The sequence below is a fragment of the Streptomyces sp. SudanB5_2050 genome (assembly GCF_964272335.1).
Lineage (GTDB): Bacteria > Actinomycetota > Actinomycetes > Streptomycetales > Streptomycetaceae > Streptomyces > Streptomyces rochei.
The window spans coordinates 1,465,001-1,490,188 of sequence record NZ_OZ186760.1 but is presented as its reverse complement, the minus strand read 5'-3'; the positions used below and the strand labels follow the sequence as shown (position 1 = coordinate 1,490,188).

Annotated in this window: 19 protein-coding genes; 10 read left to right on the top strand and 9 right to left on the bottom strand. The window is 73.9% G+C overall.

Annotation, left to right across the window (positions count from 1 at the left end; all coding sequences use genetic code 11):
- The 3 genes from ACFZP7_RS06545 to ACFZP7_RS06535 form a co-directional block, all read right to left on the bottom strand.
- Entirely contained in the window at positions 1 to 2,451 is a 2,451-nt protein-coding gene (locus tag ACFZP7_RS06545; protein WP_385634069.1) for an FAD-dependent oxidoreductase, read from the bottom strand.
- On the bottom strand, positions 2,448 to 3,533 hold the full coding sequence (locus ACFZP7_RS06540; protein WP_228900421.1) for an S-(hydroxymethyl)mycothiol dehydrogenase: 1,086 nt from the start codon (positions 3,531 to 3,533) through the stop codon (positions 2,448 to 2,450). Before ACFZP7_RS06540 ends, ACFZP7_RS06545 begins: the two co-directional genes overlap by 4 nt.
- A gap of 112 nt (positions 3,534 to 3,645) precedes the next feature.
- Complete coding sequence (locus ACFZP7_RS06535) at positions 3,646 to 4,389, bottom strand: IclR family transcriptional regulator (RefSeq protein ID WP_031016408.1); 744 nt, start codon at positions 4,387 to 4,389, stop codon at positions 3,646 to 3,648.
- A gap of 282 nt (positions 4,390 to 4,671) precedes the next feature.
- Between ACFZP7_RS06535 and ACFZP7_RS06530 the strand changes: the two genes are divergently transcribed.
- Together ACFZP7_RS06530 and ACFZP7_RS06525 are read left to right on the top strand one after the other, a co-directional pair.
- Complete coding sequence (locus ACFZP7_RS06530; protein ID WP_046248611.1) at positions 4,672 to 4,995, top strand: bifunctional 3-phenylpropionate/cinnamic acid dioxygenase ferredoxin subunit; 324 nt, start codon at positions 4,672 to 4,674, stop codon at positions 4,993 to 4,995.
- Positions 4,992 to 6,176, top strand: a complete 1,185-nt coding sequence (locus ACFZP7_RS06525; RefSeq protein ID WP_385634068.1) for an NAD(P)/FAD-dependent oxidoreductase — start codon at positions 4,992 to 4,994, stop codon at positions 6,174 to 6,176. Before ACFZP7_RS06530 ends, ACFZP7_RS06525 begins: the two co-directional genes overlap by 4 nt.
- 15 nt (positions 6,177 to 6,191) lie before the next feature.
- Here ACFZP7_RS06525 and ACFZP7_RS06520 read toward each other — a convergent pair whose 3' ends face one another.
- Positions 6,192 to 6,857 (bottom strand): hypothetical protein, encoded by a 666-nt coding sequence (locus ACFZP7_RS06520; RefSeq protein ID WP_385638361.1) that lies wholly within the window; start codon positions 6,855 to 6,857, stop codon positions 6,192 to 6,194.
- Positions 6,858 to 7,285: 428 nt separating this feature from the next.
- Between ACFZP7_RS06520 and ACFZP7_RS06515 the strand changes: the two genes are divergently transcribed.
- From ACFZP7_RS06515 to ACFZP7_RS06500, 4 genes are all read left to right on the top strand, one after another.
- Positions 7,286 to 10,228: a nitrate- and nitrite sensing domain-containing protein gene (locus ACFZP7_RS06515; RefSeq protein WP_385638359.1), complete on the top strand. Its 2,943-nt coding sequence runs from the start codon at positions 7,286 to 7,288 to the stop codon at positions 10,226 to 10,228.
- On the top strand, positions 10,225 to 10,659 hold the full coding sequence (locus ACFZP7_RS06510) for a roadblock/LC7 domain-containing protein (protein WP_019324985.1): 435 nt from the start codon (positions 10,225 to 10,227) through the stop codon (positions 10,657 to 10,659). The genes ACFZP7_RS06515 and ACFZP7_RS06510 overlap by 4 nt, the downstream gene beginning before the upstream one ends.
- 10 nt (positions 10,660 to 10,669) lie before the next feature.
- Entirely contained in the window at positions 10,670 to 11,065 is a 396-nt protein-coding gene (locus ACFZP7_RS06505; protein WP_385634067.1) for a DUF742 domain-containing protein, read from the top strand.
- 67 nt (positions 11,066 to 11,132) lie between these two features.
- The gene (locus ACFZP7_RS06500) at positions 11,133 to 11,738 is read left to right on the top strand and encodes an ATP/GTP-binding protein (RefSeq protein ID WP_031016397.1); all 606 of its coding nucleotides are present in this window, start codon (positions 11,133 to 11,135) and stop codon (positions 11,736 to 11,738) included.
- Positions 11,739 to 11,836: 98 nt separating this feature from the next.
- Here the strand turns inward: ACFZP7_RS06500 and glpK are convergent, their stop codons facing one another.
- The 3 genes from glpK to ACFZP7_RS06485 all read right to left on the bottom strand — a co-directional run bounded on the left by glpK (position 11,837) and on the right by ACFZP7_RS06485 (position 16,106).
- Entirely contained in the window at positions 11,837 to 13,363 is a 1,527-nt protein-coding gene (gene glpK / locus ACFZP7_RS06495; RefSeq protein ID WP_385634066.1) for a glycerol kinase GlpK, read from the bottom strand.
- A gap of 49 nt (positions 13,364 to 13,412) precedes the next feature.
- Positions 13,413 to 14,162, bottom strand: a complete 750-nt coding sequence (locus ACFZP7_RS06490) for an MIP/aquaporin family protein (protein ID WP_019324981.1) — start codon at positions 14,160 to 14,162, stop codon at positions 13,413 to 13,415.
- Positions 14,163 to 14,480: 318 nt separating this feature from the next.
- Positions 14,481 to 16,106, bottom strand: a complete 1,626-nt coding sequence (locus ACFZP7_RS06485; protein WP_193450280.1) for a GGDEF domain-containing protein — start codon at positions 16,104 to 16,106, stop codon at positions 14,481 to 14,483.
- A 150-nt stretch (positions 16,107 to 16,256) separates the two neighbouring features.
- On the opposite strand from ACFZP7_RS06485, the gene ACFZP7_RS06480 reads away from it, so the two are divergent.
- Both ACFZP7_RS06480 and ACFZP7_RS06475 read left to right on the top strand, forming a co-directional pair.
- A complete protein-coding gene (locus tag ACFZP7_RS06480; protein ID WP_031016389.1) occupies positions 16,257 to 17,066 on the top strand; it encodes a M15 family metallopeptidase in 810 nt (269 codons plus the stop codon).
- A gap of 47 nt (positions 17,067 to 17,113) precedes the next feature.
- Complete coding sequence (locus ACFZP7_RS06475; RefSeq protein ID WP_385634065.1) at positions 17,114 to 17,650, top strand: NUDIX domain-containing protein; 537 nt, start codon at positions 17,114 to 17,116, stop codon at positions 17,648 to 17,650.
- A 199-nt stretch (positions 17,651 to 17,849) separates the two neighbouring features.
- Here the strand turns inward: ACFZP7_RS06475 and ACFZP7_RS06470 are convergent, their stop codons facing one another.
- Positions 17,850 to 20,237: a glycoside hydrolase family 31 protein gene (locus tag ACFZP7_RS06470; protein WP_385634064.1), complete on the bottom strand. Its 2,388-nt coding sequence runs from the start codon at positions 20,235 to 20,237 to the stop codon at positions 17,850 to 17,852.
- Positions 20,238 to 20,449: 212 nt separating this feature from the next.
- Between ACFZP7_RS06470 and ACFZP7_RS06465 the strand changes: the two genes are divergently transcribed.
- The gene (locus ACFZP7_RS06465) at positions 20,450 to 22,426 is read left to right on the top strand and encodes an acetoacetate--CoA ligase (protein ID WP_385634063.1); all 1,977 of its coding nucleotides are present in this window, start codon (positions 20,450 to 20,452) and stop codon (positions 22,424 to 22,426) included.
- 122 nt (positions 22,427 to 22,548) lie between these two features.
- Entirely contained in the window at positions 22,549 to 23,439 is an 891-nt protein-coding gene (locus ACFZP7_RS06460; protein ID WP_127436768.1) for a hypothetical protein, read from the top strand.
- Between the two features lie 71 nt (positions 23,440 to 23,510).
- On the opposite strand, the gene ptsP is transcribed toward ACFZP7_RS06460, so the two are convergent.
- Positions 23,511 to 25,181, bottom strand: a complete 1,671-nt coding sequence (gene ptsP / locus ACFZP7_RS06455) for a phosphoenolpyruvate--protein phosphotransferase (protein ID WP_385634062.1) — start codon at positions 25,179 to 25,181, stop codon at positions 23,511 to 23,513.
- Positions 25,182 to 25,188 lie beyond the last annotated feature (7 nt).

Below are 25,188 nucleotides of genomic sequence, written 5' to 3'. Positions count from 1 at the left end.
CTAGCGGCGGATGCGGGTCATCCGCGGATCGAACAGCGGCTCGTCGGCGACCGTGGCCGGCACCTTCTCGCCGAAGTACTCCACGTGCACGCCGGTGCCGGCGGCCAGACCGGCCGGCAGCCAGGCGTAGGCGACGCAGCGGCCGAGGGTGTAGCCGTAGGCGGCACTGGTCACGTAGCCGACGGGCGTACCGTCCACGTGCACGGGTTCCTTGCCGAGGACCACGGCCGCCGGGTCGTCGAGGAGGAGGGGCGTGAGCCGCCGGACCGGATCGCCCCGGCGCTCCAGTGCCGCCTTGCCGACGAAACCGGCCTTGTCGCGGCGGACGGCGAAGCCGACTCCCGCCTCGTACGGATCGTGCTCGTCGGTCATGTCGACGCCCCAGGCCCGGTAACCCTTCTCCAGCCGCAGGGAGTTGAAGGCGGAGCGCCCGGCCGCGACCGCTCCGAGGTCCCGGCCGGCCTCCCAGAGCGTGTCCCAGAGCCGGAGGCCGAGGTCGGCGGTGGTGTACAGCTCCCAGCCCAGCTCGCCGACGTAGCTCAGGCGCAGGGCCGTGACCGGGACGTGGCCGACGTAGGTCTCCCTGGCGCGGAAGTAGCCGAACGCCTCGTGCGAGAAGTCGTCCGCCGTGAGCGGCTGGACGAGGTCGCGGGCGAGCGGGCCCCAGACGCCGACGCAGCAGGTGCCGGCGGTGATGTCCCGGATGTGGACGCCGGCGGGCGCGTGCCGGAGCAGGTGGTCGAGGTCGGCGGGGGAGTTGGCGCCGATCTGGAAGCGGTCGGGGGCGAGGCGGGCGACGGTGAGGTCGGAGCGGATGCCTCCGGTCTCGTCCAGGAGGAGGGTGTAGGTGACCGCGCCCGGCTTCCTGCGCAGGTTGTTGGTGGTCATGCGGTCGAGGAAGTCGAGTGCTCCGGGGCCGGTGACCTCCAGGCGGCGCAGCGGGGTCATGTCGTACAGCGCGACCCTCTCGCGGGTGGCCAGCGCCTCGGCCGCGGCGACGGGGGACCAGTGCCGGGCCGACCAGGCGTCGCGGGCGGGCAGCCGCAGATCCTCGGCGAGCCCGGCGTTGGCCTCGTACCAGTGGGGGCGTTCCCAGCCCCCGCCCTCCAGGAAGTACGCGCCCAGTTCCCGCTGCCGGGCGTGGAAGGGGCTGACCCGCAGCGGCCGCGGCCGGTCGATCGGCTGGAGCGGGTGGACGACGTCGTACACCTCGACGAACTGCTGTGCACCGCGCTCACGGATGTACGCCGGTGAACGCTGGGCTTCCTCGAACCGCGTGAGGTCGCACTCGTGCACGTCGACGGCCGGCCGCCCGTTCACCATCCACTCGGCGACGGCCTTGGCGACACCTGCCGAGTGGGTCACCCAGACGGCCTCCGCCAGCCAGAAACCCCGCAGACGGGATTCGCCGAGGACGGGCATGCCGTCCGGGGTGAAGGAGAAGACGCCGTTGAAGCCGGACTCGATCTCCGCCCCGCGCAGGGCGGGCATCAGCCGGCGGCAGTCCTCCCAGCTCGGCGCCCAGTCCTCGGGGGTGAAGGGGTAGGACGAGGGCATGTCCATGTTCCGGGCGCGCGCCTCGTCCCAGCCGGGGACGGCGAACGGGTCGACCGGCAGCGGGCGGTGGGCGTAGGAGCCGATGCCCAGCCGGTCGTGGTGTTCCCGGAAGTACAGATCGCGGTCCTGGAAGCGCAGGATCGGCTTCGTGGCCTCGGTCGTGGCGCCGCTCAGCCCGGGCAGCGGACCGGTCCTGGCGTACTGGTGGGCGAGGGGTTGCAGGGGGACGTCGACCCCGGCCATGCGGCCGATGACCGGCCCCCAGAAGCCGGCGGCGGAGACGACGTGGTCGGCGGGGAAGGTGCCCCGGTCGGTGACGACGCCGGTGACCCCGCCGTCCCGCCGTTCGATGCCGGTGACGGTGTGCCGGTCCAGGAAGCGGGCGCCCCGCGCGGTGGCCCGCTCCGCCTGGGCGCGGCACGCGAGCCCGGCACGGGCCAGACCGTCGTGCGGGGTGTGGAAGCCGCCGAGGACCACCGACTCGTCGAGGAGCGGCCACAGTTCCTTGCAGCGGGCGGGGCCGACGACCTCGCCGGCCACGCCCCAGGCGGCGGCGTGACCGGCCCGGCGGTGCAGGTCGGCCAGGCGCTCCGGGGTCGTGGCCAGCTCCAGACCGCCGACCTGCTGGAAGCACGGCACGCCGTCCGCTTCGAGGGAGGTGAACTTCTCGACGGTGTACCGGGCGAACGCGGTCAGGGTCCGGGACGGGCTGGTGCGGAAGACCAGGCCGGGGGCGTGGGAGGTGGAGCCGCCGGGCGTGGGCAGCGGTCCCTGTTCGAGGACCGTGACGTCGGTCCAGCCGCGGGCGGTCAGTTCATCGGCGAGGGAGCAGCCGACGATGCCGGCGCCGATGACCACCACGCGGGGAACGGGCCGGGTGTCCCGGGCGCTCACAGGACCACCACCGAGCGCAGCACCTCTGCGCGGCGCATCTTGGCGAACGCCTCCTCCACCCCGTCCAGCGAGGTGGTCTCCGAGACGAAGGCGCCTAGGTCCAGCTGCCCGTGCAGGTACTGGTCGACCAGGAACGGGAAGTCGCGGCTCGGCAGGCAGTCGCCGTACCAGGAGGACTTGACGGCGCCGCCCCGGGAGAACACGTCGATGAGCGGGAGTTCGACCGTCGCCTCCGGTGCGGGCACGCCGACCTGGACCAGTACGCCCGCGTGGTCGCGCATGTAGAACGCCTGGCGGAAGGTCTCGGGATGGCCCACCGCGTCGATCGCCAGGTCCACGCCGTGGCCGTCGGTGAGGGCGCGGACCGCCTCGACGGGGTCGGTGCGGCGGGAGTTGACGGTGTGCGTGGCGCCGAAGCGCTCCGCCCGGTCCAGCTTTCCGCCGTCGACGTCGATGGCGATGATCTTCCTGGCGCCGTTGAGGGCGGCGCCGGCGATGGCCGCGTTCCCGACGCCGCCGCAGCCGACGACGGCGACCGAGTCGCCCCGGCCGACGTTGCCGGTGTTGACCGCGGCCCCGTATCCGGCCATCACGCCGCAGCCGATCAGGCCGGCCGCCTCGGGCCGGGCGGCCGGATCGACCCTCACGGCCTGGCCCGCCGCGACCAGCGTCTTCTCGGCGAAGGCGCCGATGCCGAGCGCGGCGGTCAGCTCGGTGCCGTCGGGCAGTGTCATGGGCTGGGCGGCGTTGCGGGAGTCGAAGCAGTACCAGGGGCGGCCGCGGCGGCAGGAACGGCACGCGCCGCAGGGAGCGCGCCAGGCCAGGACGACGTAGTCACCCGGCCCGAGGTCCGTGACCCCCTCGCCGACCGCCTCGATCGTGCCGGCCGCCTCGTGACCGAGCAGGAACGGGAAGCCGTCCGTGATCGCGCCCTCCCGGTAGTGCAGATCGGTGTGGCAGACCCCGCAGGCCTGCACCGCGACGAGGACCTCGCCGGGGCCCGGGTCCGGGACGACGACCGTCCGCACCTCGACCGGTGCGCCCTTCTCGACAGCGACTACGGCACGGACCTCGTGTGTCACGACAAGCTCCTCAGCTGTTGCGCAGTGCACGATGGGTTGCGCTATGAGGAACATAGTGGGAATGCCGGAGAGCGGCCGTCAAGAGGTACGGGGCAACGCCGTCGACGCCGGGTCAGCCGCCGTAGCCCATGCGGCGGGACAGCTCCACCCCGGCCGTGCGGGCGCGCTCGGCCAGCTCCGGCAGGCGCTCCGGGGTCAGCCGGTACACCGGACCCGAGACGCTGATCGAGGCGATCACCTTGCCGTCGTGGGAGCGCACGGGCGCGGCCACGGCGGCGAGACCGATCTCCAGCTCCTCCTGCGTGATGGCGTACCCCTGCTCGGCCACGGTGGCCAGCTCGCCGCGCAGCATCGCGGCGCCGGTGACGGTGTGCTCGGTGAAGCGGTGCAGGGGGCGGGCCAGCAGGCCCTCGCGCAGCGTGGTGGGCAGGTGGGCGAGGAGCACCTTGCCGCTGGCGGTGGCGTGCAGCGGGGTGCGCCGGCCGAGCCAGTTCTGCGCGGTCACCGACGCGGTGCCGCGGGCCTGCATGACGTTGACCGCCGCGTCGTCGTCCAGCACGGCGATGTTCGACGTCTCGCCCAGCTCGTCGGCGAGTTCGCGGCAGACGGGCACGCCCTCCTGCGAGATGTCCAGCCGCACGGCCGCCGCCCCGGCGAGCCGCAGCACGCCGGCCCCCAGGTAGTACTTGCCGCGCTCCTTCTCCTGGGCCACGAGACCGCGGTTCTCCAGGACGCCGAGCAGCCGGAAGGCGGTGGACTTGTGCACGTCCAGTTCGTCGGCGATCTCGGTGACGCCGGCCTCGCCGTGCCGGGCCAGGATCTCCAGGACGCTCACCGCCCGGTCCACCGACTGCACGCCGCTCGCCGCGCCTCTTCCGGACTGCTTGTTCTCCACGTGGTCCTCACCATGGTCGGGCTGTTTCTGTGTGCGGGGCACGGCTCGCCTCCCACCGCCTGGCGGCCCTTTCGGGCCGTGTCCGCGGGAAGCCCTTGACGCCACGGGCGCCCGCCCGGATTCTGTTGCGCATAGCGCTCTCCAGTGCGCCATGTGAAACATCATGTTACCGAAGCGTCCGGATCGCGGAAGGGTGCGCGTGCCGCCCCTCACCTCCGCGTGTCCGTACAGAGAGGGGAGCCCATGATCGCCGTCTGCCGCCTCGAAGACCTCCCCGAGGGCGAGTCCGTGCGCGTCGACACCAGTCCGCCGATCGCCGTCTTCCGCACCGACGACGGCGACCTCTACGCGATCGACGACACCTGCACCCACCAGGACGCCTCCCTGTCCGAGGGCTGGCTGGAGGGCTGCCTGGTCGAATGCCCGCTGCACGCCGCCTCGTTCGATCTGCGCACGGGCATGCCGACCTGTCTTCCGGCGCGCCGGCCCGTGGGCACCCACCGTGTCTCGGTCGAGGACGGCGTCGTCCACGTCCATGTCGCCGCGCGGGAGGGCAGCGCCGCATGAGGACCGTCGCCGTCGTCGGCGCCGCGCTGTCCGGCCTGTACGCCGCCCGGGAACTGCGGGACCAAGGCTTCGGCGGCCGCCTCGTGATCATCGGGGACGAGGACCACCCTCCCTGCGACCGCCCTCCCCTCTCCAAGGACTTCCTCACCGGACGGGCCGACGAGGAGCGACTGGCGCTCTGCGACGCCGAGGAGCGGGCCGCCCTGGACGCCGAATGGCTGCTCGGCGTGCGCGCCCGCGGCCTGGACGCCCCCGGGCGCTCCGTGCTCCTCGACGACGGCCGCGCCGTACGCGCCGACGGAGTCGTGATCGCCACCGGGGCCTCGGCCCGGTGCCTTCCCGGCCGCGGCCTCGCCGGCGTCCACACCCTGCGCACCCTGGACGACGCCCGCGCCCTGCGCGCGGATCTGACCCGGGGCACCCGCCGGGTCGTCGTCATCGGCGGTGGCTTCATCGGCGCGGAGACCGCCTCCGCGTGCGCCGCCCTGGGGCACGCCGTCACCGTCGTCGAGGCCGCACCGCTGCCGCTGGTGCCCCAACTCGGGGCGGAGATGGCCGCCGTGTGCGCGGGATTGCACCGCCGCGCCGGCACGGCCCTGGTGACCGGCGCGTCCGTGGCCGCGCTGCACGGCACGGACGCCGTCACCGCGGTGGCCCTCCGGAACGGCCGGATCCTGCCCGCGGACGTGGTGGTCGTCGGCATCGGCGCCGTCCCCAACACCGGCTGGCTCGCCGGGTCGCCGCTGGTGGTCGACGACGGCGTCCGGTGCGACCACGGCTGCGTGACGTCCCTCCCGCACGTGGTCGCCGTCGGCGACGTGGCCCGCGTCGACGGCACCCGCGCGGAGCACTGGACCTCCGCGACCGAACAGCCCCGCGCCGCCGTGACCAACCTGCTCGCCGGGAAGACCGTGCGGAGCGCGGGGACGGTGCCCTACTTCTGGTCCGACCAGTACGGCGCCCGCATCCAGTTCGCCGGCCGGCGACGCGAAGGGGACACCGTCCACATCACCGAGGGCGGGGTCGTCGACGGCGCTCCGGGCGCGGACGGACTCCTCGCCCGCTACCGACGGGACGGCCGGACGACCGCGGTGCTCGCCGTGGACCGCCCGCGCCCCTTCGCACGGGCCCGGCGCGAACTCCTGCGCGCGGCGGAACCGGCGCGACTCGCGCCGTCGTGAGGGACCCGGGCCGGCTCAGGGGTGCGACAGCTGCCCCGCGCCGCCCCGCCGCTGTATCCGCTCTTGCGCGCGCTGGGCGGTCCGGGCCTGCCGACGCGCCCGGCGCCGCTCGCGCCGCACGGCACGCGCGGTGCTGCTCGGCACGGACACCACACCGTGCCGCTGGTTCCAGACCTGCCGGGTCACCCACACGTCCAGCACGCCCCAGGTGGCCACCACCGTGCCCGCCACGCTTCCGAGCACCATCGGGAACGCCAGCCACGAACCCGCGAGCGTGCACAGGAAGGCCACCATCGCCATGATCAGCGTCACGGCCACCACGAGCACCGCCCGCACGGCCGCCGTCCGCACCGGGTCCGGCAACCGGCGCCGCCGCGCGGGCTCCTCCGTCCACAACGGCCGGTAGACCGCCTGCTCCCCACGCTCCTCGCGCCGGTCAGCCCGAGGGGCCTCCGCCCGAGGGGCCTCCGGCAGGTCAGCCCGCCGTTCCTCGCGCGGCTCCTCCGGCAGGTCAGCCCGCCGTTCCTCCCGTACCGACGTCTTCGGGACCGCCCGGCTCGCCGCCGGGATGTCGCGATCCGGTGCCTCGCGGTCCGGTGCCTCGCGGTCCGCGTCCGAACGGGCCGTCGACCCGGCCGCACCACCGTCCCCGGGCGCCTCGCGCCGTTCCGCCGTGCCCATCACCATGTCACTCCCCACCGCCTGCAGCCCGCTCGCCCGTGTCCGAAGACACGGCTCCCCTCTGGCTGCCCGGCTTGCGCTGCTTTACGCCGCCCGGAGGCGGGATGCGGCTCCTGTGGCCGATTCCGCCTCCATTTCCCGTAGTGAAGGACGAACGACGGCCGCTCAAGATTCCCGGACATGCCGACCGGTCGAAAAAATCCGGCCAACCCACCGGTTCCTGCGGCAGGATGCCCCACCTCACCCACCGTCCGATCCCGGTGGGCGATCTCCCGCAATGACCGGACAACTGACCATCGTCGCGAGGTGGTGCGGAGGTTCGGGTTCCGGACAGGTCTTCGAGTTGTCTGTGCGTCAGTAGTAGGCTCGCGCCGTTTGTTGACGCACATGTGTACCCCCTGCCGGTGGGGGACGAGCTGGGGGAGGCCATGCGCTTTCGCGGGAAGTCGATCCGCCGGAAGATCGTGGCGCTGCTTCTCGTGCCGCTGGTGTCCCTGACCGCGATCTGGGCCTTCGCCACGGTGCTCACGGGACGTGAGGCGAGCCGCCTGTTCGACGTCACCACCGTCGTGGAGGAGATCGGCTACCCGGTCGAGGACACCGTCCGCGTCCTCCAGCAGGAACGCCGCCAGACCCTCGTCCACCTCGCCGACCCGCGCGCCTCCGACCCCCTGGCCGCCCTGGAGCGCAGCCGCACCGCCACCGACGAGGCCGTCGCCGAGATCCGCCGGGGCGCCGCGGACCCCGACGTCCGCGACGCGATGGGCCAGGCCGAACAGGAACGGCTCACCGCCGTGCTGGACGCCTTCGACGGCATCGGCTCGCTGCGCCGCAGCGTCGAGGACGGCACCGTCGACCGGGCGCAGGCCCTCGCCCTGTACAACCGGCTGGTGGACCCCTGCCACGAACTGCTCGCCAACCTCCACGTCGTCGACGACGTGAGCCTGGACAAGCAGTACCGCGCCCTCGTCAACGTCTCCCGCGCGCGCGAACTGCTCTCCCGCGAGGACGCCCTCCTCGGTTCCGCCCTGGTCACCGGCCGGCTCACCCGCGCCGAGACGCGGGACGTCTCCGATCTCGTGGCCCAGCGGACGATGATGTACGACATCAACCTGCCGCTGCTGCCCGCCGCCGACCGCGGCCGGTACCAGCGCTTCTGGAAGAACGCGGCCAGCGCCCCCCTGCGGACCGCAGAGGAGGCGGCCGTCTCCACCGGGTCCGGCGTGCCCCGCGGTGTCACCGCCCAGAGCTGGGACACCGCCGCCGGCAGTGTCCTGGACGAACTGGGCGACCTCGACGACCACGCCGCCGACCGCTACCAGGACCGCGTCGACCCGGTCGCGACGAACACCATCGCCAAGGTGGTCGTCGCCGGCGCCCTCGGCCTGATCGCCCTGCTGGTCTCCCTCTTCCTCTCCGTGCGTGTCGGCCGCTCCCTCATCCGCGACCTCAGGCAGCTGCGCCTGGAGGCCCACGAGGCGTCCGGCGTCCGCCTGCCCAGCGTGATGCGCCGCCTCTCGGCGGGCGAAGAGGTGGACGTCGAGACCGAGGTGCCGCGCCTGGAGTACGACAAGAACGAGATCGGCGAGGTCGGCCAGGCGCTCAACACGCTCCAGCGCGCCGCCGTGGAGGCCGCCGTCAAACAGGCGGAACTGCGCGCGGGCGTCTCCGAGGTCTTCGTCAACCTCGCCCGGCGCAGCCAGGTGCTGCTGCACAAGCAGCTCACCCTGCTGGACACCATGGAGCGCCGCACCGAGGACACCGAGGAACTCGCCGACCTCTTCCGGCTGGACCACCTGACCACCCGTATGCGCCGGCACGCGGAGGGCCTGGTCATCCTCTCGGGTGCCGCCCCCTCCCGGCAGTGGCGCAAGCCCGTCCAGCTCATGGACGTGGTGCGGGCCGCCGTGGCCGAGGTCGAGGACTACGAACGCATCGAGGTCCGCCGGCTGCCCCGCATCGCCGTCACCGGACCGGCCGTCGCCGACCTCACCCACCTCGTGGCCGAACTCCTGGAGAACGCCACGGTGTTCTCCCCGCCGCACACCGCCGTGCAGGTCCTCGGCGAGCGTGTCGCCAACGGCTTCACCCTGGAGATCCACGACCGCGGTCTCGGCATGGCCTCCGAGGCCCTCCTCGACGCCAACCTCCGGCTGGCCGAGACGCCCGAGTTCGAGCTGTCCGACACCGACCGGCTCGGCCTGTTCGTCGTCAGCCGGCTCGCCCAGCGCCAGAACGTCCGGGTGTCCCTGCAGCCCTCCCCCTACGGCGGCACCACGGCCGTCGTCTTCGTCCCCGACGCGCTCCTGACCGACGACGCCCCCGACACCAACGGCGTCGGCTTCCGGCTCGACCGGCCGCGGCAGGTCAGGGAGAAGGACCGGGAGGAGACCCGCCGTTCGGCGCTCACCCACGTCCCCGCACGGCTGCCGGGGCGCCCCTCCCCGCTGCTGGACGGGCCGGTGGAGCTGGAGGCGCCCGTCGACCTGGACGCCCTCGACGACCTGCCGGGAACCCTAGGCGACCAGGACAGCGAGGACGGCGGCCTGTTCCGCCCGCGCCGCTCCCTGCTCGGGCCGGACGACGAGACGCCCGCCCGCCGCACGGAACGGCGACGGCGCGACCGTGACCCCGACGGCGCCCCGCACCACGACGGCGCCCCGCCCCGGACGGGTGGCCCGTACCGCGACGGGGAAGAGGCGGACGGGCCGGTCGCGCTGCCCCGCCGGCGGACACCGAAGCTGGTCAGCTCGCACGGACGTCCGGTGCCCGAGCGCACCGGCCGGGACCGGGCGGGGGACGCGCCCGCGTCGGACGGTGACGGCAACGGCCCCCGCACGGCGCCGCAGGACCGGCCGGGAGCGCCCCCCGCGCTCCCGACCCGCCGCCGACGCGACGACCGAGCCGGGGACCACGTCGAGAACCGCGACGAGGTTCGCGCCGACGACCGTACCGAGAACCGCGACGCCGCCCGGGCGGAGCCCGACGAGCCGCCGTCCCTCCCGTCCCGTCGCCGCAGCGCCTCCACGCGCCCGGGGGAGCGGAGCGGTCCCGCCGAGGACCGGCCGCGGGGTACCGACCGCACCCCGGGCCCCTTGAGCACGCCGCCCGGGACCGCGTCCGGCACGGACGCCCTGCCCCGCCGCGTCCGGCAGGCCAGCCTGGCCCCGCAGCTCAGGCAGAGCGCCGGGAAGCCGGCCGAGAACCGTCCGGACCCCGCCGACCGGGACGCGGAAGAGGTACGCAGCCGTATGGCCTCGCTCCAGCGGGGCTGGCGGCGCGGCCGCGAGGAGAACGCCGCGGGTGACGACGTCCCCGGCGGCACGGCACCACAAGCACCACGAGGAACGACTAAGGGGGACGGTCGATGACCGCACCGAAGGCGACCGGCCAGACCACCACCACGTCCGGCGAGCTCAACTGGCTCCTCGACGACCTGGTGGACCGTGTCGCGAGCATCCGCAAGGCCGTGGTCCTGTCCGGCGACGGACTGGCGACCGGTGCCTCCAAGGACCTGACCCGGGAGGACAGCGAGCACCTGGCCGCCGTGGCGTCCGGCTTCCACAGCCTCGCCAAGGGAGTGGGACGCCACTTCGAGGCGGGCAGCGTCCGCCAGACGGTCGTCGAACTGGACGACGCGTTCCTGTTCGTCACCGCGGCCGGCGACGGCAGCTGCCTCGCCGTGCTCTCCGACGCCGACTCCGACGTCGGACAGGTCGCCTACGAGATGACCCTCCTGGTCAAGCGGGTCGGCGCGCACCTGGGCACCGCCCCGCGCACCGATCTGCCCGCGGGTGGGTAAGTGGGATGACATGAGCGCAGACGGTCAGGGAAGCAACCACTGGTTCGACGACGAGGCCGGCCCCGTCGTCCGTCCGTACGCCATGACGCGCGGCCGCACCTCCAGTGCGGGGCAGCACCGCCTCGACCTGATCGCGGTCGTCGTCACCGAACCCCACGCGGACGACCCGGAGGCGGACGTCACGCTCTCCCCGGAGCACGTGGACATCGTCGGGCTGTGCCGGCAGGCGCCCCAGTCCGTCGCCGAACTGGCAGCCGAACTGGACCTGCCCGTCGGGGTCGTACGGGTCCTCGTCGGAGACCTCCTGGACGGCGAACTGGTCCATGTGAACAGGCCCGTGCCCCCGGCCGAACTGCCGGACGAGGGAATCCTGCGCGATGTGATCAATGGGCTGAGGGCACTGTGAACCGTCACGGGAACGCCGCGGACCGGCCCGGGGGCACGGTCAGCGGCACGTTAAGGAGAAGAGATCGATGATCTTCGGGCGTTCTCAGCGCGGCAAGCCGCCGGTCGAGCCCGTCACGCTCAAGATCCTGGTGGCCGGCGGCTTCGGCGTCGGCAAGACCACCCTCGTCGGCGCGGTCAGCGAGATCAGGCCGCTGCGCACCGAGGAGGTGCTCACCGAGGCCGGGCGGCCCGTCGACGACGTCAGCGGCGTGGAGGGCAAGCACACCACCACCGTCGCCATGGACTTCGGGCGGATCACCCTGCGCGAGGACCTGGTCCTCTACCTCTTCGGCACACCCGGCCAGGAACGGTTCTGGTTCATGTGGGACGAGCTGTCGGAGGGGGCGCTCGGCGCCGTCGTCCTCGCCGACACCCGCCGCCTGGAGGACTGCTTCGCGGCCGTCGACTACTTCGAACGCCGCGCCATCCCCTTCCTGGTCGGCGTCAACTGCTTCGAGGGAGCGGCCCGCTACCCGGCCGAGACCGTCCGCCAGGCCCTCGACCTCGACGCCGACGTGCCGCTGGTGATGTGTGACGCCCGCGACCGCGAATCGGTCAAGGAGGTCCTGGTCGGCGTGGTCCAGCACGCCATGGCCCAGGGCGCGGACCGCCGCCGGGCCGTCACGACCTGACGGAACCGGAACACGGCAGCCGCCCGGGGCACCCGGCGAACGCGCCGCACGCGCGTGCCCCGGGCCGCCGCCCGCCCGCGACCGGTCCTCAGCCCTCGTCAGCTGTCGTCGTCGCCCTCCGCCAGCCATCCGAAGCTCTTCTCGACCGCCTTGCGCCAGTTGCGGTACTCCCGGTCCCGCACCGACGCCTCCATCGCGGGCGTCCACTCGGCGTCCGGGCGCCAGTGGGCCTGGAGTTCGTCGAGGCCGTTCCACACACCGGTGGCCAGTCCGGCCGCGTACGCGGCGCCCAGACAGGTGGTCTCGGAGACCCGGGGCCGGATCACCGGCACGCCCAGGACGTCCGCCTGGTGCTGCATCAGCAGCCCGTTCCCCGTCATGCCGCCGTCCACCTTCAGGGTCGTGATGCGCACCCCGGAGTCCTGGTACATGGCGTCCACGACCTCCCGCGTCTGCCAGCTCGTGGCCTCCAGCACCGCCCGCGCGAGGTGCGCCTTGGTCACGTACCGGGTGAGCCCGGTGACGACGCCGCGCGCGTCCGAGCGCCAGTAGGGGGCGAACAGCCCGGAGAAGGCGGGGACGATGTACGCGCCCCCGTTGTCCGCCACGCTCGCCGCCAGCGGCTCGATCTCGTCGGCGCTGCGGATGATGCCGAGCTGGTCGCGGAACCACTGCACCAGGGCGCCGGTGATGGCGATCGACCCCTCCAGGCAGTAGACCGGTGGCTCGTTCCCGATCCGGTAGCCCATCGTGGTCAGCAGCCCGTTCTTCGACGGCACCGGCCGCTCCCCGGTGTTGAGCAGCAGGAAACTGCCCGTGCCGTAGGTGTTCTTCGCCGTGCCCACGTCGTAGCAGGCCTGCCCGAACACCGCCGCCTGCTGGTCGCCCAGCGCCGAGGCCACGGGGACGCCGGCGAGCTGCCCCACGGCCGTGCCGTACACCTCGGCGGAGGACCTGATCTCGGGGAGCACGGCCTCGGGGATGTCCATGGCCGCCAGGATGGACGGGTCCCACTCCAGGGTCCTCAGGTTCATCAGCATGGTGCGCCCGGCGTTGGTGACGTCCGTGACGTGCCGGCCGCCGTCGGTGCCGCCGGTGAGGTTCCAGATCAGCCAGGAGTCGATGGTGCCGAAGGCGATCTCGCCCCGCTCGGCACGGGCCCTGAGGCCGGGCACGTGGTCGAGCAGCCAGGCGGCCTTCGGCCCCGAGAAGTAGCTGGCCAGCGGCAGTCCCGTCGCCTCGCGGAAGCGGTCCTGCCCGTCCGTGCCGCCCAACTGGCGGCACAGCGCCGACGTACGGGTGTCCTGCCAGACGAGGGCGTTGTGCACGGGCTTCCCGGTCGCGCGGTCCCACAGCACGGTGGTCTCGCGCTGGTTGGTGATGCCCAGCGCGCTGAGCTGGTCGGCGCGCAGGCCGGCCCGGGCGAGCGCCCCCGCGACCACCGCCTGGACCTTGGACCAGATCTCGGTGGCGTCGTGCTCCACCCAGCCGGGCCTGGGGAAGATCTGGCGGTGCTCGCGCTGGTCCACGGCGACGGCCGCGCCGTCCCGGTCGAAGACGATGCAGCGGCTCGAGGTGGTGCCCTGGTCTATCGCGGCGACGTACTGCGCGGAGCGGTCCGTCATGGCTGTCCCTCCTGCTGGGCCGGTGATGGAGGAGTGCTGCGGCGGCCGGTCAGAAGGCCGCGTTGTAGACGAGCCCGGCGAGCGTCCCGCCGATCAGCGGGCCGGCCACCGGGATCCACGCGTAACCCCAGTCGGACGTGCCCTTGTCGGGGATCGGCAGGAAGCTGTGGACGATGCGCGGGCCGAGGTCGCGCGCCGGGTTGATGGCGTAGCCGGTCGGCCCGCCGAGGGAGAGGCCGATGCCGACCACGAGCAGGGCGACGATCAGCACCAGCGTCCCGGACTCGCCCAGCCCTTCGGTCAGCCCGAAGGCGAGGACGGGCAGGACGAGCCCCACGGTCGCGATGATCTCCGTCATCAGGTTGGCGACGGGGTTCCGGATCTCCGGGATCGTGGCGAAGACGCCGAGCGTCGGCACGGGGTCGTCCGCCGTGCCCTCGGTGGTCCCGGTCTCGCGCACATTGGCCCGGAACTGGGCGAAGTACGTGAGGTAGCACAGCACGGCCCCGAGCATCGCGCCGGCGAACTGCCCCAGCACGTACACCCAGACCTGCCCCCACTCCCCGGTGTCCACGGCGATCCCGAGGGTGACGGCCGGGTTGAGGTGCCCGCCCGAGAGCGGGGCCGCGGTGTACGCGCCGGCCAGCACGCCGAACCCCCAGCCGAAGGCGATCACCACCCACCCCGAGGCCCGCGCCTTGCTGTACCTGAGGGTCACGGCGGCGCAGACACCCGCGCCGAAGAGGATGAGGATCGCCGTACCGATCATCTCGCCGACGAAGACGTCTCCGTTGCTCATGGCGGCTCCTGGGCCTGGCCCGGGACGATCGGCCCCGGTCCGCACGTGCGGGGTGCGTTCCCCGTGGCGTCCTGCGCCGAGGGGGCGTGAGTGACGAGCGAGCGTGCCGCAACAGCCGAACCGCCCGTGGGGGAGTGGCCTCGAAGCACCGGAGCACTCGCGCGACGCGGTGCCGGAATACGCCGGGATGTACGGCGATGTCGACTGACACCGGCAGTGTTCACCGGCGTCCGGGGGCCGTCAAGGTGGCCGACCGCAACGGTTCGTGAGCCCCGCCGGGCCGGCGCCGGGACCACCCGTCGGCCGGACCCCCGGCCCTCACCCCGTCTGCGCCGCCGCCCGGTTCGGACCCCGCCGCACCTCGTGCCCCGGTGCCCCCGCCCGGCCCAGCACCCAGCTCGCGCCCCGCAGCGCCTTCGCGGCCTCCTTCAACGGGGCCAGGCACGCCGCCGCCTGCCGGTGGTCCGGCACACCTCCGGGCGGACACAGGACCGTGGCCAGGGACAGCGTCACGGGCCGCCCCCCGGCCGCCCAGGGCACGTCCAGCACGCGGGACGCGAGCCCCTCCAGCGCCTCCGGGTCGGTGAGCACCAGGAAGTCGTCGCCCCCGATGTGTCCCACGCGTGTGGACCCCGACGCTGCCCGCGACAGGACCCGGCCGACCGCCCGGATCAGCTCGTCGCCGGCCGCGAACCCGGCCCGGTCGTTCACCTGCTTGAAGTGGTCCACGTCGAGCCAGCTGAGCGCGAACGCCCGCCCGTCCGCGATCCGCCGGTCCACCTCGGCCGTGATCGCGTCCGAACCGGGCAGCCGGGTCAGCGGATTGAGCCCGGCCGCCTCCTCCACCCGGCTCTCCGCCAGCGCCCGCACCAGATCCGCGAGCCGTACGACGCCCACGCACCGTCCGTGGGCGTCGACCACCGCGACATCGTCCGAGGTGCGGCCCCGGCCGCCGACCGCCACCACGTCCAGCACCTCCCAGGCCGTCGCGTCGACGCCGACCGTGCGCGGCACGTCGCCGAGCTTCGCGGCGGGCCGGTCGGCGTACAGGGCGTGCCCGTACCGTCCCGACATGGTCAGCAGGAAGCGGGACCGGTGCACCGACCGCACCGGCACCCCGTCGCGGTCCACGAGCAGCACCCCGGACACATCGGGCGACCCGGTCAGCAACGCCCGCACCTGCCCCGCCGACGCGGACGCCGGCAGCAGCGCGGCCGGCCGCACGAACTGACGCACCGGCGGACCCGACCTCGGCGCCGGCGGTACGCCGGGGGAGCCGGCCGGGAGGTACACGTCCGTCGCCGGCAGCCGCGCGGGCGGCGCCAGCAGCTCCCCCTGGGCCCACTGCGCGCCGGCCGTCCGCGCGGCGGCGTACTGCGCCTCCGTCTCCACGCCCTCCACGGCCAGCAGGGCTCCCAGTTCGTCGCAGAGCACCCGCATCGCCCGCACCGCCGCGGGCCGCGCCAGCAAGGAGGCGTCGAGCTTCACCAGTTCCGGGGCCAGGTCCGTCAGCAGCCGCAGCGGCGCGTCGCCGTCACCGACCCCGTCCGCGCAGATCCGGAACCCTTGCGCCCGGACCGCGGACACCGCCTCCAGCAGCGCCCGCCGCGGCACGTGCGCGTACGGCGGACAGACGTCCAGGGTCACCTCCCAGGGCATCCGGCCCGCCTCCCGCACGGCGTCGTGCAACGGCTGGAGGCCACCGAGATCGGCCAGCGTGCCCGCGAACACGTTGACGTGCAGCGGCAGCAGCGTCTCCTTGCGCACCGCCGCGCGGAACGCCGAGACCGCGAGCCGCCCGTCCAGTTCGGGATCGCGGCGCGCCTCGGCCAGCACGTCGCCGCCTTCCGGCCGGGCGAGTATCTCCAGCGCCGCGACCCCGCCGGTCATCAGGTTGACCACCGGTTGGAAGGCGAAGCGGAGAGTGTCCGTCCAGGAGCGCACGGGAGCAGGATGGGCGTCACCGGCGACCGCCGGGGCCCAGTTCATGAGACGTTCACGCGCAATTCCGGCTCGCGCACGGAGCGTACGCGGCGCGTGTCGGACGTCCGCCTGCTTCCCCCACGCGACCCGCGCCTGATAGATGCAGGGGACATGACACGATTCTCCCGCGCGTTCCGCGGTCTGGCCACCGCCCTCACCGCCCTGGTCGCCGTGACCGCCGCCCCCGCCACCGCCCGGGCGGAGACCGAGCCGAAGGCCCCCGAGGACTTCGTGGCGCTCGCGACCGTCGACCCCACGATCATCCAGGAGATGCGCTACGTCACCCGGCACAACTTCGTCGGCGAGCCCATCGACGGCTACCGGCAGCGCCTGTGCATCCTCACCCGCCCCGCCGCCGAAGCCCTGCACCGGGCCCAGACCCGCCTGCTGCGCCAGGGCTACTCCCTGAAGGTGTACGACTGCTACCGGCCGCAGCGCGCCGTCGACCACTTCGTCCGCTGGGCCGAGGACCTCGGCGACCAGCGGATGAAGGCCGAGTTCTACCCCGAGGTGGACAAGACCCGCCTCTTCGAGGACGGCTACATCGCCGAGAAGTCCGGCCACAGCCGCGGCTCCACCGTCGACCTCACCCTCGTACGGCTCCCGGCGAAGCCCACCCGGCCCTACCGCCCCGGACAGCCCCTGGTGCCCTGCTACGCGCCCCAGGCCGAGCGCTTCCCCGACAACTCCGTCGACATGGGCACCGGTTACGACTGCTTCGACACCCGCTCCCACACCCTCGACCCGCGCGTCCAGGGCGTCCAGCGGGCCAACCGGCTGCTGCTGAAGAACACCCTGGAGGACGTCGGCCTGGTCAACCTCCCCGAGGAGTGGTGGCACTTCACGTACAAGCCCGAGCCGTACCCGGACACCTACTTCGACTTCCCGGTCTCCGCGAAGTCCCTCGCCGGCCGCCGCTGAGCCGCCTGCCGGAGCCGCCCGCCGAGCCATCGGATACAGTCCGCCGCGTGTCCGAAACTCAATCCTCCGTTCCCAACTCCGCGCCCGACTCCCACTGTTCGAGCTGCGGATCGCCCTACGGAGAGGGCGTCTCCGGCTGGCCCCGCACCTGCCCGGCGTGCGGCACCGTGGCCTACCGCAACCCGCTGCCGGTCGCGGTCGCCCTCCAGCCCGTGTACGACACCCAGGGCACCGCCCTGGTCGTCATCACCCGAACCGTGTCCCCCGCGCGCGGGGGAGTCGCGCTGCCCGGCGGCTACGTCGACGACCGGGAGGACTGGCGGCAGGCCGTCGTCCGCGAACTCAAGGAGGAGACGGGCATCGACGCGGCGAGCCGCGACGTCCGCCTGATCGACGCGATGAGCTCGGCCGACGGCCATCTGCTGATCTTCGGGCTCCTCCCGGAACGGCCGGCCGACGGGCTCCCGCCCTCCGCCGCCACCGACGAGACCGAGGGCTGGCACCTGCTGCGCAGGGCCGAGGAACTGGCCTTCCCCCTCCACACCCGGGCCGTGCGGGCCTGGTTCGAGGGCCGCTACATCTGAGCGTCCGCCGCCTTCGAGCGCCCGCCACCTTCGAGCATCCGCCGCTTCCGACGGCCGCCCCCAGCGGCCGTTCCCTCCGACCGCCACCACCCCCGCCCGGCCACTGCCCCCACGGTCGCCCCCCACGGGCGGCGCCCCCGCCCGACCGCTGCCCCCACGGCCGGCGCCCCCGCCCGACCGCTGCCCCACCCGACGGCCGCTATCCCCGAGCCGAGCGTTCCGCGAGCCCGCGAGCACGGACCGGGCGGGACGGCGCGCACCCCCCGTCCTCGCCCTCCCGCTCCACGACCACCCGCGACCCCTCCCAGCGCGACCCGTACCGCTCGATCTCCGGCTCCCCCCAGCCGTCGCCCGCGTCCGGCACGACCAGCCCCCCACCGGTCCGCCCCCGCGCGGGCGCCCACACCTCCAGTTCCGTCCCGCCGTCCGCACCGCGCACCGGAAGCACGGCACCCCCGCGCGCGAACACCGGGACGCGCGCCAGGGGCGCGTCGACCAGGACCTGCGCCGGCCCCTCGTACGCCCGTCCCGTCGCCGTGTCGTACCAGCGCCCGCGAGGCAACCGCACCGCCCGCCGGTCGGCCCCCGGCTCCAGCACCGGCGCGACCAGCAGACAGTCGCCGAGCAGGAAGGCGTCCTCGCAGTCCCGCAGGGCCCGCTCCTCCGGCGCCGACCACCACAGCGGCCGCACGTACGGCGCGCCCGTACGCCGGGCCAGGTGGGCCAGGGTCACGAAGTAGGGCAGCAGCCGCCGCCGCTCCGCGAGGACGGCGCGCGCGTGCTCCGCCACCCCCGCCGCCTCCGCCCCGGACTCCCACGGCTCACCGCTCTCCTCCCACCAGCCCCCGCGCGTGCGCAGCAACGGCAGGTGAGCCGCCAGCTGCAGCCACCGCAGGAACAACTCCGGCGACGTCCTGGCGCCGGGTGCGGCCACGTCCGGCCCCGCGTACGGCACACCGCACAGCCCCAGCCCCGTCACCAGCGCCAGCGAGGCCCGGAGCGCCGGCCAGCCCGTGCCCACGTCCCCGGCCCACACACCGCCGTGACGCTGCGTCCCGGCCCACCCCGCGCGCGACAGGACGAACGGCCGCTCCCCGGGCGCCGAGGCCCGCAGCCCCTCGAACGCGGCGCGCGCCATGCACGACGCGTACACGTTGTGCGCCTCCCGATGGTCGCCCCCGCGGCCCTCCAGCGAGTGCCGCGCCGAACGCGGCAGGGTCCGCTCACCGAAGGCGGTGAACGAGACCGGCTCGTCCAGGTCGTGCCAGAACCCCGCGAAGCCCCGCCCCAGCCGCTCCTCGTACCACCCGCCCCACCACGCGCGCACCCGCGCGCTGGTGAAGTCCGGGAAGACGACCTCCCCGGACCGAGCCACCCCGCGCACGACGGGCCCGGCGGCCTCCCGTACGAAACCGTCCTCGGCCGTCCCGCCGTCGAACACGGCGTCCCCCGGCACCGCCGGGACCGACGGCTCCACGACCGACACCAGCCGGACACCGTCCCGGCGCAACTCCTCCGCGAGCACCCCCAGCTTGGGGAACCGCTCCTCGTCCACCGAGAACACCCGACGGCCGTCGAGGTGACCGGCGCCCAGATGCACGGCGTCCAACGGCAGATCACGCTCCTGGAAGCCGCTGACCAGCCGCCGCACCTCCTCCTCGTCACCCGGGCCCGAGGGCACGTGCTGGTGGCCGAGCGCCCACACCGGCGGCAACGCGGGCGCCCCGGTGAGCGACGCCCAGGCGAGCAGCACCCGCGCGGGAGTGCCCACCGCGACCCAGCACCGCAGCGGACCGCCCTCCATCCGCAGCACGCTCCGTCCCGGCCGGTCGTGCCCCGACCCGGCGCCCTCCTCGCCCTCCCGCAGCGTCACCGTGCCGTCCCACGAGCTGTCGTGGAACACCAGGTGCGTCCCCGCGTCCGCCACCACCAACTGCACCGGCATCGTCACGGCCGCCCGGTCCTCACCCGCGGCGGAGCCCGGACCGGCGCCCCCGTTCCACAGCCGGTACGTGCCCTCCCGCAGCCGGGGACCCGAGGACCGCCCGCCGAGCCCGAAGAAACGCGCGTCCGCCGCCACCTCCGACCGCTGCGTCCAGCGGGCCGGACCGCCGCCCACGGGCTCCCACCAGCGCGGCGGCAGCTCCCGGCGCAGCACCACACCGCCCGGCGTACGGACCTCGACGGCGCCGTGCCGGGAGACGGCCACCGTCGCGCGCTCGGCCACCACCCGCCAGCCGCCGGCCTTGTCCGGCTCCAGCGCCACCCGGGGATCGGGCTCCGGACAACGGCCCGCCAGCGCGTACGACGGCTCCGGCCCGGCCCCGTCCCACCCCCAGAACACCGCCCCGTTCACGGCGACGAGGATGCGCAGCTCCGAGCGTTCGAACCGGACGATCCCGCCTCCCGGTCCGGACTCCACCTCCAGCATCGGCCCCGGCACCCGGGCGCGCTCCGGCCCCCGAGGCGGGAGCCCCGCGGCGTCCGCACGCCGCCTGCGCCATGCCGCCCGTACGCTACGCAACCCGTGCGCCGCCCCCGCGGAACCGACCAGTTTCATCGAACGCACCAGGTCACGACCGTCCATGCTGCTCACCCTGCCACCGACCGGCCTCCGCGCGGGTCGCGTTCAACTGCCGTTCACCCGTGACGCCAACACATCTTCATGACCACGACTATGTGGGGCGCGCCCTGGTGCGGAAGTCGATCACATGGCATCGTCCGTGGGAGCCGCGTCACGCGCACACCCCAGCCCGTGCGCGCAGGACGCACACGACGCGCACAGTCCGGGAGCCGCCCATGTCGACCGTGAACCCCCAGCCGCTCTGGCAGCCGGATCCGCAACGCATCGCACGAGCCCGGATCACCGCCTTCCAGACCTGGGCAGCCGAACACCACGACGCCCCCGCCGAAGGCGGCTACGCGGCCCTGCACCGCTGGTCCGTCGACGAGCCGGAGACCTTCTGGCAGGCCGTCGCCGAATGGTTCGACGTGCGGTTCACGAGCCCCTGGACGCGCGTGCTGGGCGACCGCTCGATGCCCGGGGCCCAGTGGTTCCCCGGCGCCACGGTCAACTACGCCGAACACGCCCTGCGCGCGGCGGCCACCCGCGCGGACGAACCGGCCCTCCTCCACGTCGACGAGACCCACGAACCCACCCCCGTCACCTGGGCCCAACTGCGCCGGCAGGTCGGCTCGCTCGCCGCCGAACTGCGCGCCCTCGGCGTACGCCCGGGCGACCGCGTCAGCGGCTACCTCCCGAACATCCCCCAGGCCGTCGTCGCCCTCCTCGCCACCGCCGCCGTCGGCGGGGTCTGGACCTCCTGCGCCCCCGACTTCGGCGCCCGCAGCGTCCTGGACCGCTTCCAGCAGGTCGAGCCCGTCGTGCTGTTCACCGTCGACGGCTACCGCTACGGCGGCAAGGAACACGACCGCCGGGAAACGGTCGCCGAACTCCGCCGCGAACTGCCCACCCTCCGCGCGGTGGTCCACATCCCGCTCCTCGGCAGCCAGGCCCCCGAGGGCGCGCTGGAGTGGGAAACGCTGACGGCAGCGGACACGGAACCCGTCTTCGAGCAACTGCCCTTCGACCACCCCCTGTGGGTGCTCTACTCCTCCGGCACCACCGGCCTGCCCAAGGCCATCGTCCAGTCCCAGGGCGGCATCCTCGTCGAGCACCTCAAACAGCTCGGCCTGCACTGCGACCTCGGCCCCGAGGACCGGTTCTTCTGGTACACCTCGACCGGCTGGATGATGTGGAACTTCCTCGTCTCCGGCCTCCTCACCGGCACCACGATCGTCCTCTACGACGGCAGCCCCGGCTTCCCGGACACCGGCGCCCAGTGGCGCATCGCCGAACGCACCGGCGCCACCCTCTTCGGCACCTCCGCCGCCTACGTCATGGCCTGCCGCAAGGCGGGCGTCCACCCCGCACGCGACCACGACCTCTCCCGGGTGCAGTGCGTCGCCACCACCGGCTCCCCGCTCCCGCCCGACGGCTTCCGCTGGCTGCACGACGAGTTCGCCGAGAGCGGCGCCGATCTGTGGATCGCCTCCGTCAGCGGCGGCACCGACGTCTGCTCCTGCTTCGCCGGCGCCGTCCCCACCCTCCCCGTGTACATCGGCGAGCTCCAGGCCCCCGGCCTCGGCACCGACCTCCAGTCCTGGGACCCCGCCGGCAACGCCCTGACCGACGAGGTCGGCGAGCTGGTCGTCACCAATCCCATGCCGTCCATGCCGATCCGCTTCTGGAACGACCCCGACGGCAGCCGCTACCGCGACAGCTACTTCGACACCTACCCCGGGGTGTGGCGCCACGGCGACTGGATCACCGTCACCTCACGGGGATCGGTCGTCATCCACGGCCGCTCCGACTCCACCCTCAACCGGCAGGGCGTCCGCATGGGCTCGGCCGACATCTACGAAGCCGTCGAGCGGCTGCCCGAGATCAAGGAATCCCTCGTCATCGGCGTCGAACAGCCCGACGGCGGATACTGGATGCCCCTCTTCGTCCACCTCGCCCCCGGCGCGACCCTCGACGAGGCCCTGCTGACCCGCATCAAGCGGACCATCCGCGAACAGCTCTCCCCCCGCCACGTCCCCGACGAGATCATCGAGGTCCCCGGCATCCCGCACACCCTGACCGGCAAGCGCATCGAGGTACCGGTCAAGCGCCTCCTCCAGGGCACCCCGCTGGACAAGGCCGTCAACCCCGGCTCCATCGACAACCTCGACCTGCTCTCCTTCTACGAGGAGCTCGCCCGAAAGCGCGCCTGACCAGGCACGTCGCGGGCCGGCCGCACACCGGCGCCCGGCCCGCGACGCCCGCCCCGACGCCGTTGTCAGTGCCGCCGGTTACTGTGAGTGAGCATTGATCGACTGCGGGCACAGGGGGAAACATGGCGTACACCGACCGGACCACGCGACGCGCCCTGAGCCGGGAAATCGCCGGCACCATCGGACTGCTCACCGACGAACACGACTTCCGCGCCATGCGGCGCTACCGAAGTTTCGCCTTCGACGACCACACCGCCTACCTGCTCCAGGTGGAAGCCCTGCTCAAGACCCGGGCGTCCCAGGGCACCCACACCGCGGTCGCCCTCTTCGACCCGGAGGAGTACGCCGAGTTCTGCACGGCGGCGGGCCTCGACCCCGACGCCCCCGCCAGTCGCGGCCGCTTCACCGCCGAACTCGCGGCCAACGGCCCCACCGTCCCGTACGACGGCCGGCCACTCACCGAACTCCTCCCCGTCCTCGTCGACGAAGCCGTCCGTCAGGCCACCTGGGAGTACACCGCCACCCTCCTCGCCCGCCTCGGCACCTGCGCCACCTGCGGCGAGGACCTCGGCCGGGCCGCCTTCACCCGCGCCTCCCACCTCCTGCGGCGCGTCCTGGAGACCGCCCCGCCGGGCAACCGGCACCTCGTCTGCAGCGTCTCCGGTGCCCCCGAGACCCTGGTCTCCGTCCTGCACGCCGACGACGAGATCGACGGCACCCCGCACATCGACGAGGCCGAGGCACTGGAGTTCACCAGCGTCCTCGCCCTCGGCCTGGCCACCCACAGCCCCGGCGGACTCGTCATGCGCATCACCACCCCGAGCGGACCCGACCGCATCCACGGCTGGCGCCTGCGCGGATACGGCCTCGAACCCCTCACCGCCGGCGAGGTCTTCGACGCCTACTGCACCGACATCGAATCCGGCGACCTCGTCGCACCCGAGTCCAACGTCGACTACTGCGCGCCACCCGACCTCGGGGACGACCACCGCTCACCGGGACACCACCACTGAACGCGCGCGGGGCGCCCCACCCGAAGGTGGAGCGCCCCGCACCGCGGTCCCGACGACGGCCTCGCCCGGCCCTACTCGCCGGACAGCACGGCCTGAGCGGCGCTGCGCGACTCCTCGGCGCTGTCCGCCGCCCGGGCGGCCGCCGCCGCCCGCTCACACTGCGCCAGCGTGAACTTCGCCAGCGTCGCCCGGACGTAGGGGAGGGACGCGGCACCCATGGACAGGGAGGTGACACCGAGACCGGTCAGCACACACGCCAGCAGCGGGTCCGACGCGGCCTCACCGCAGACACCGCAGCTCTTGCCCTCGGCCTTGGCCGCCTCGGCGGCCAGGGCGACGAGGTCGAGCAGCGCCGGCTGCCACGGGTCCTGCAGCCGGGACACCGCGCCCACCTGACGGTCGGCCGCGAAGGTGTACTGCGCGAGGTCGTTGGTCCCCAGCGACAGGAACTCGACCTCCTGCAGCACCGAGCGCGCCCGCAGCGCGGCGGACGGGATCTCCACCATCGCGCCGAACTTCGCCCGCAGCCCGGCCTCCCGGCACGCGTCCGCGAACGCCTTGGCGTCGGCGCGGTCCGCCACCATCGGGGCCATCACCTCGAGGTAGACCGGAAGCCCCTCCGCCGCCTTCGCCAGCGCGGTGAGCTGCGTGCGCAGCACCTCCGGGTGGTCCAGCAGCGTCCGCAGCCCGCGCACGCCCAGCGCCGGGTTCGGCTCGTCGCCCGGCGTCAGGAAGTCCAGCGGCTTGTCCGCACCGGCGTCCAGCACCCGCACGACGACCCGGCCCTCCGGGAACGCCTCCAGCACCTGCCGGTACGCGGCGACCTGCTTCTCCTCGGACGGCGCGTTCTCGCTGTCGTCGAGGAAGAGGAACTCGGTGCGGAAGAGACCCACACCCTCCGCGCCGGCCTCGACCGCCGCGGGCACGTCGGCGGGACCACCGATGTTCGCCAGCAGCGGCACCTTGTGACCGTCCGAGGTCGCCCCCGGCCCCGTGGAAGCGGCCAGTGCGGCCTTGCGCTCGGCCGCCTCCGCCTCCATCCGCGCCTGCTTCTCGGCGCTGGGGTTCACGAAGATCTCGCCGGTGCTGCCGTCCACGGCGACGACCGTGCCCTCGGGAAGCTCCCCGGCCCCGGGCAGCGCCACCACGGCGGGCACGCCGAGCGCCCGCGCGAGAATGGCGCTGTGGCTGGTCGGGCCGCCCTCCTCGGTGACGAACCCGAGCACCAGCGTCGGGTCCAGCAGCGCCGTGTCCGCCGGCGCGAGGTCACGCGCGATGAGCACGTAGGGCTCGTCGCTGTCCGGCACGCCCGGCATCGGCACTCCGAGCAGACGGGCGACGATACGGTTCCGCACGTCGTCGAGGTCGGCCACGCGGCCGGCCAGGTACTCGCCGGCGCCGGCCAGCAGGGCACGGTAGGCGGCGAAGGCGTCGTACACCGCGCGCTCGGCCGTGCTGCCGACGGTGATCCGTCGCTCCACGTCCGCCATCAGCTCGGGGTCCTGGGCCATCATGGCCTGCGCCTCGAGCACCGCCTGCGCCTCGCCGCCCGCCAGGTTGCCGCGCGCCATCAGGTCGGCGGCCACGGCCTCCACGGCCTTGCGGGCGCGTCCCTGCTCGCGTTCGGCGTCCTCGGCCGGAATCTGCTTGGCCGGGGGCTCCAGCACCGCGGTCCCCATGTGCCGAACCTCGCCGATCGCCACGCCGTGGCTCACACCGACGCCTCGCAGCGTTGTCTCCATCTCACCC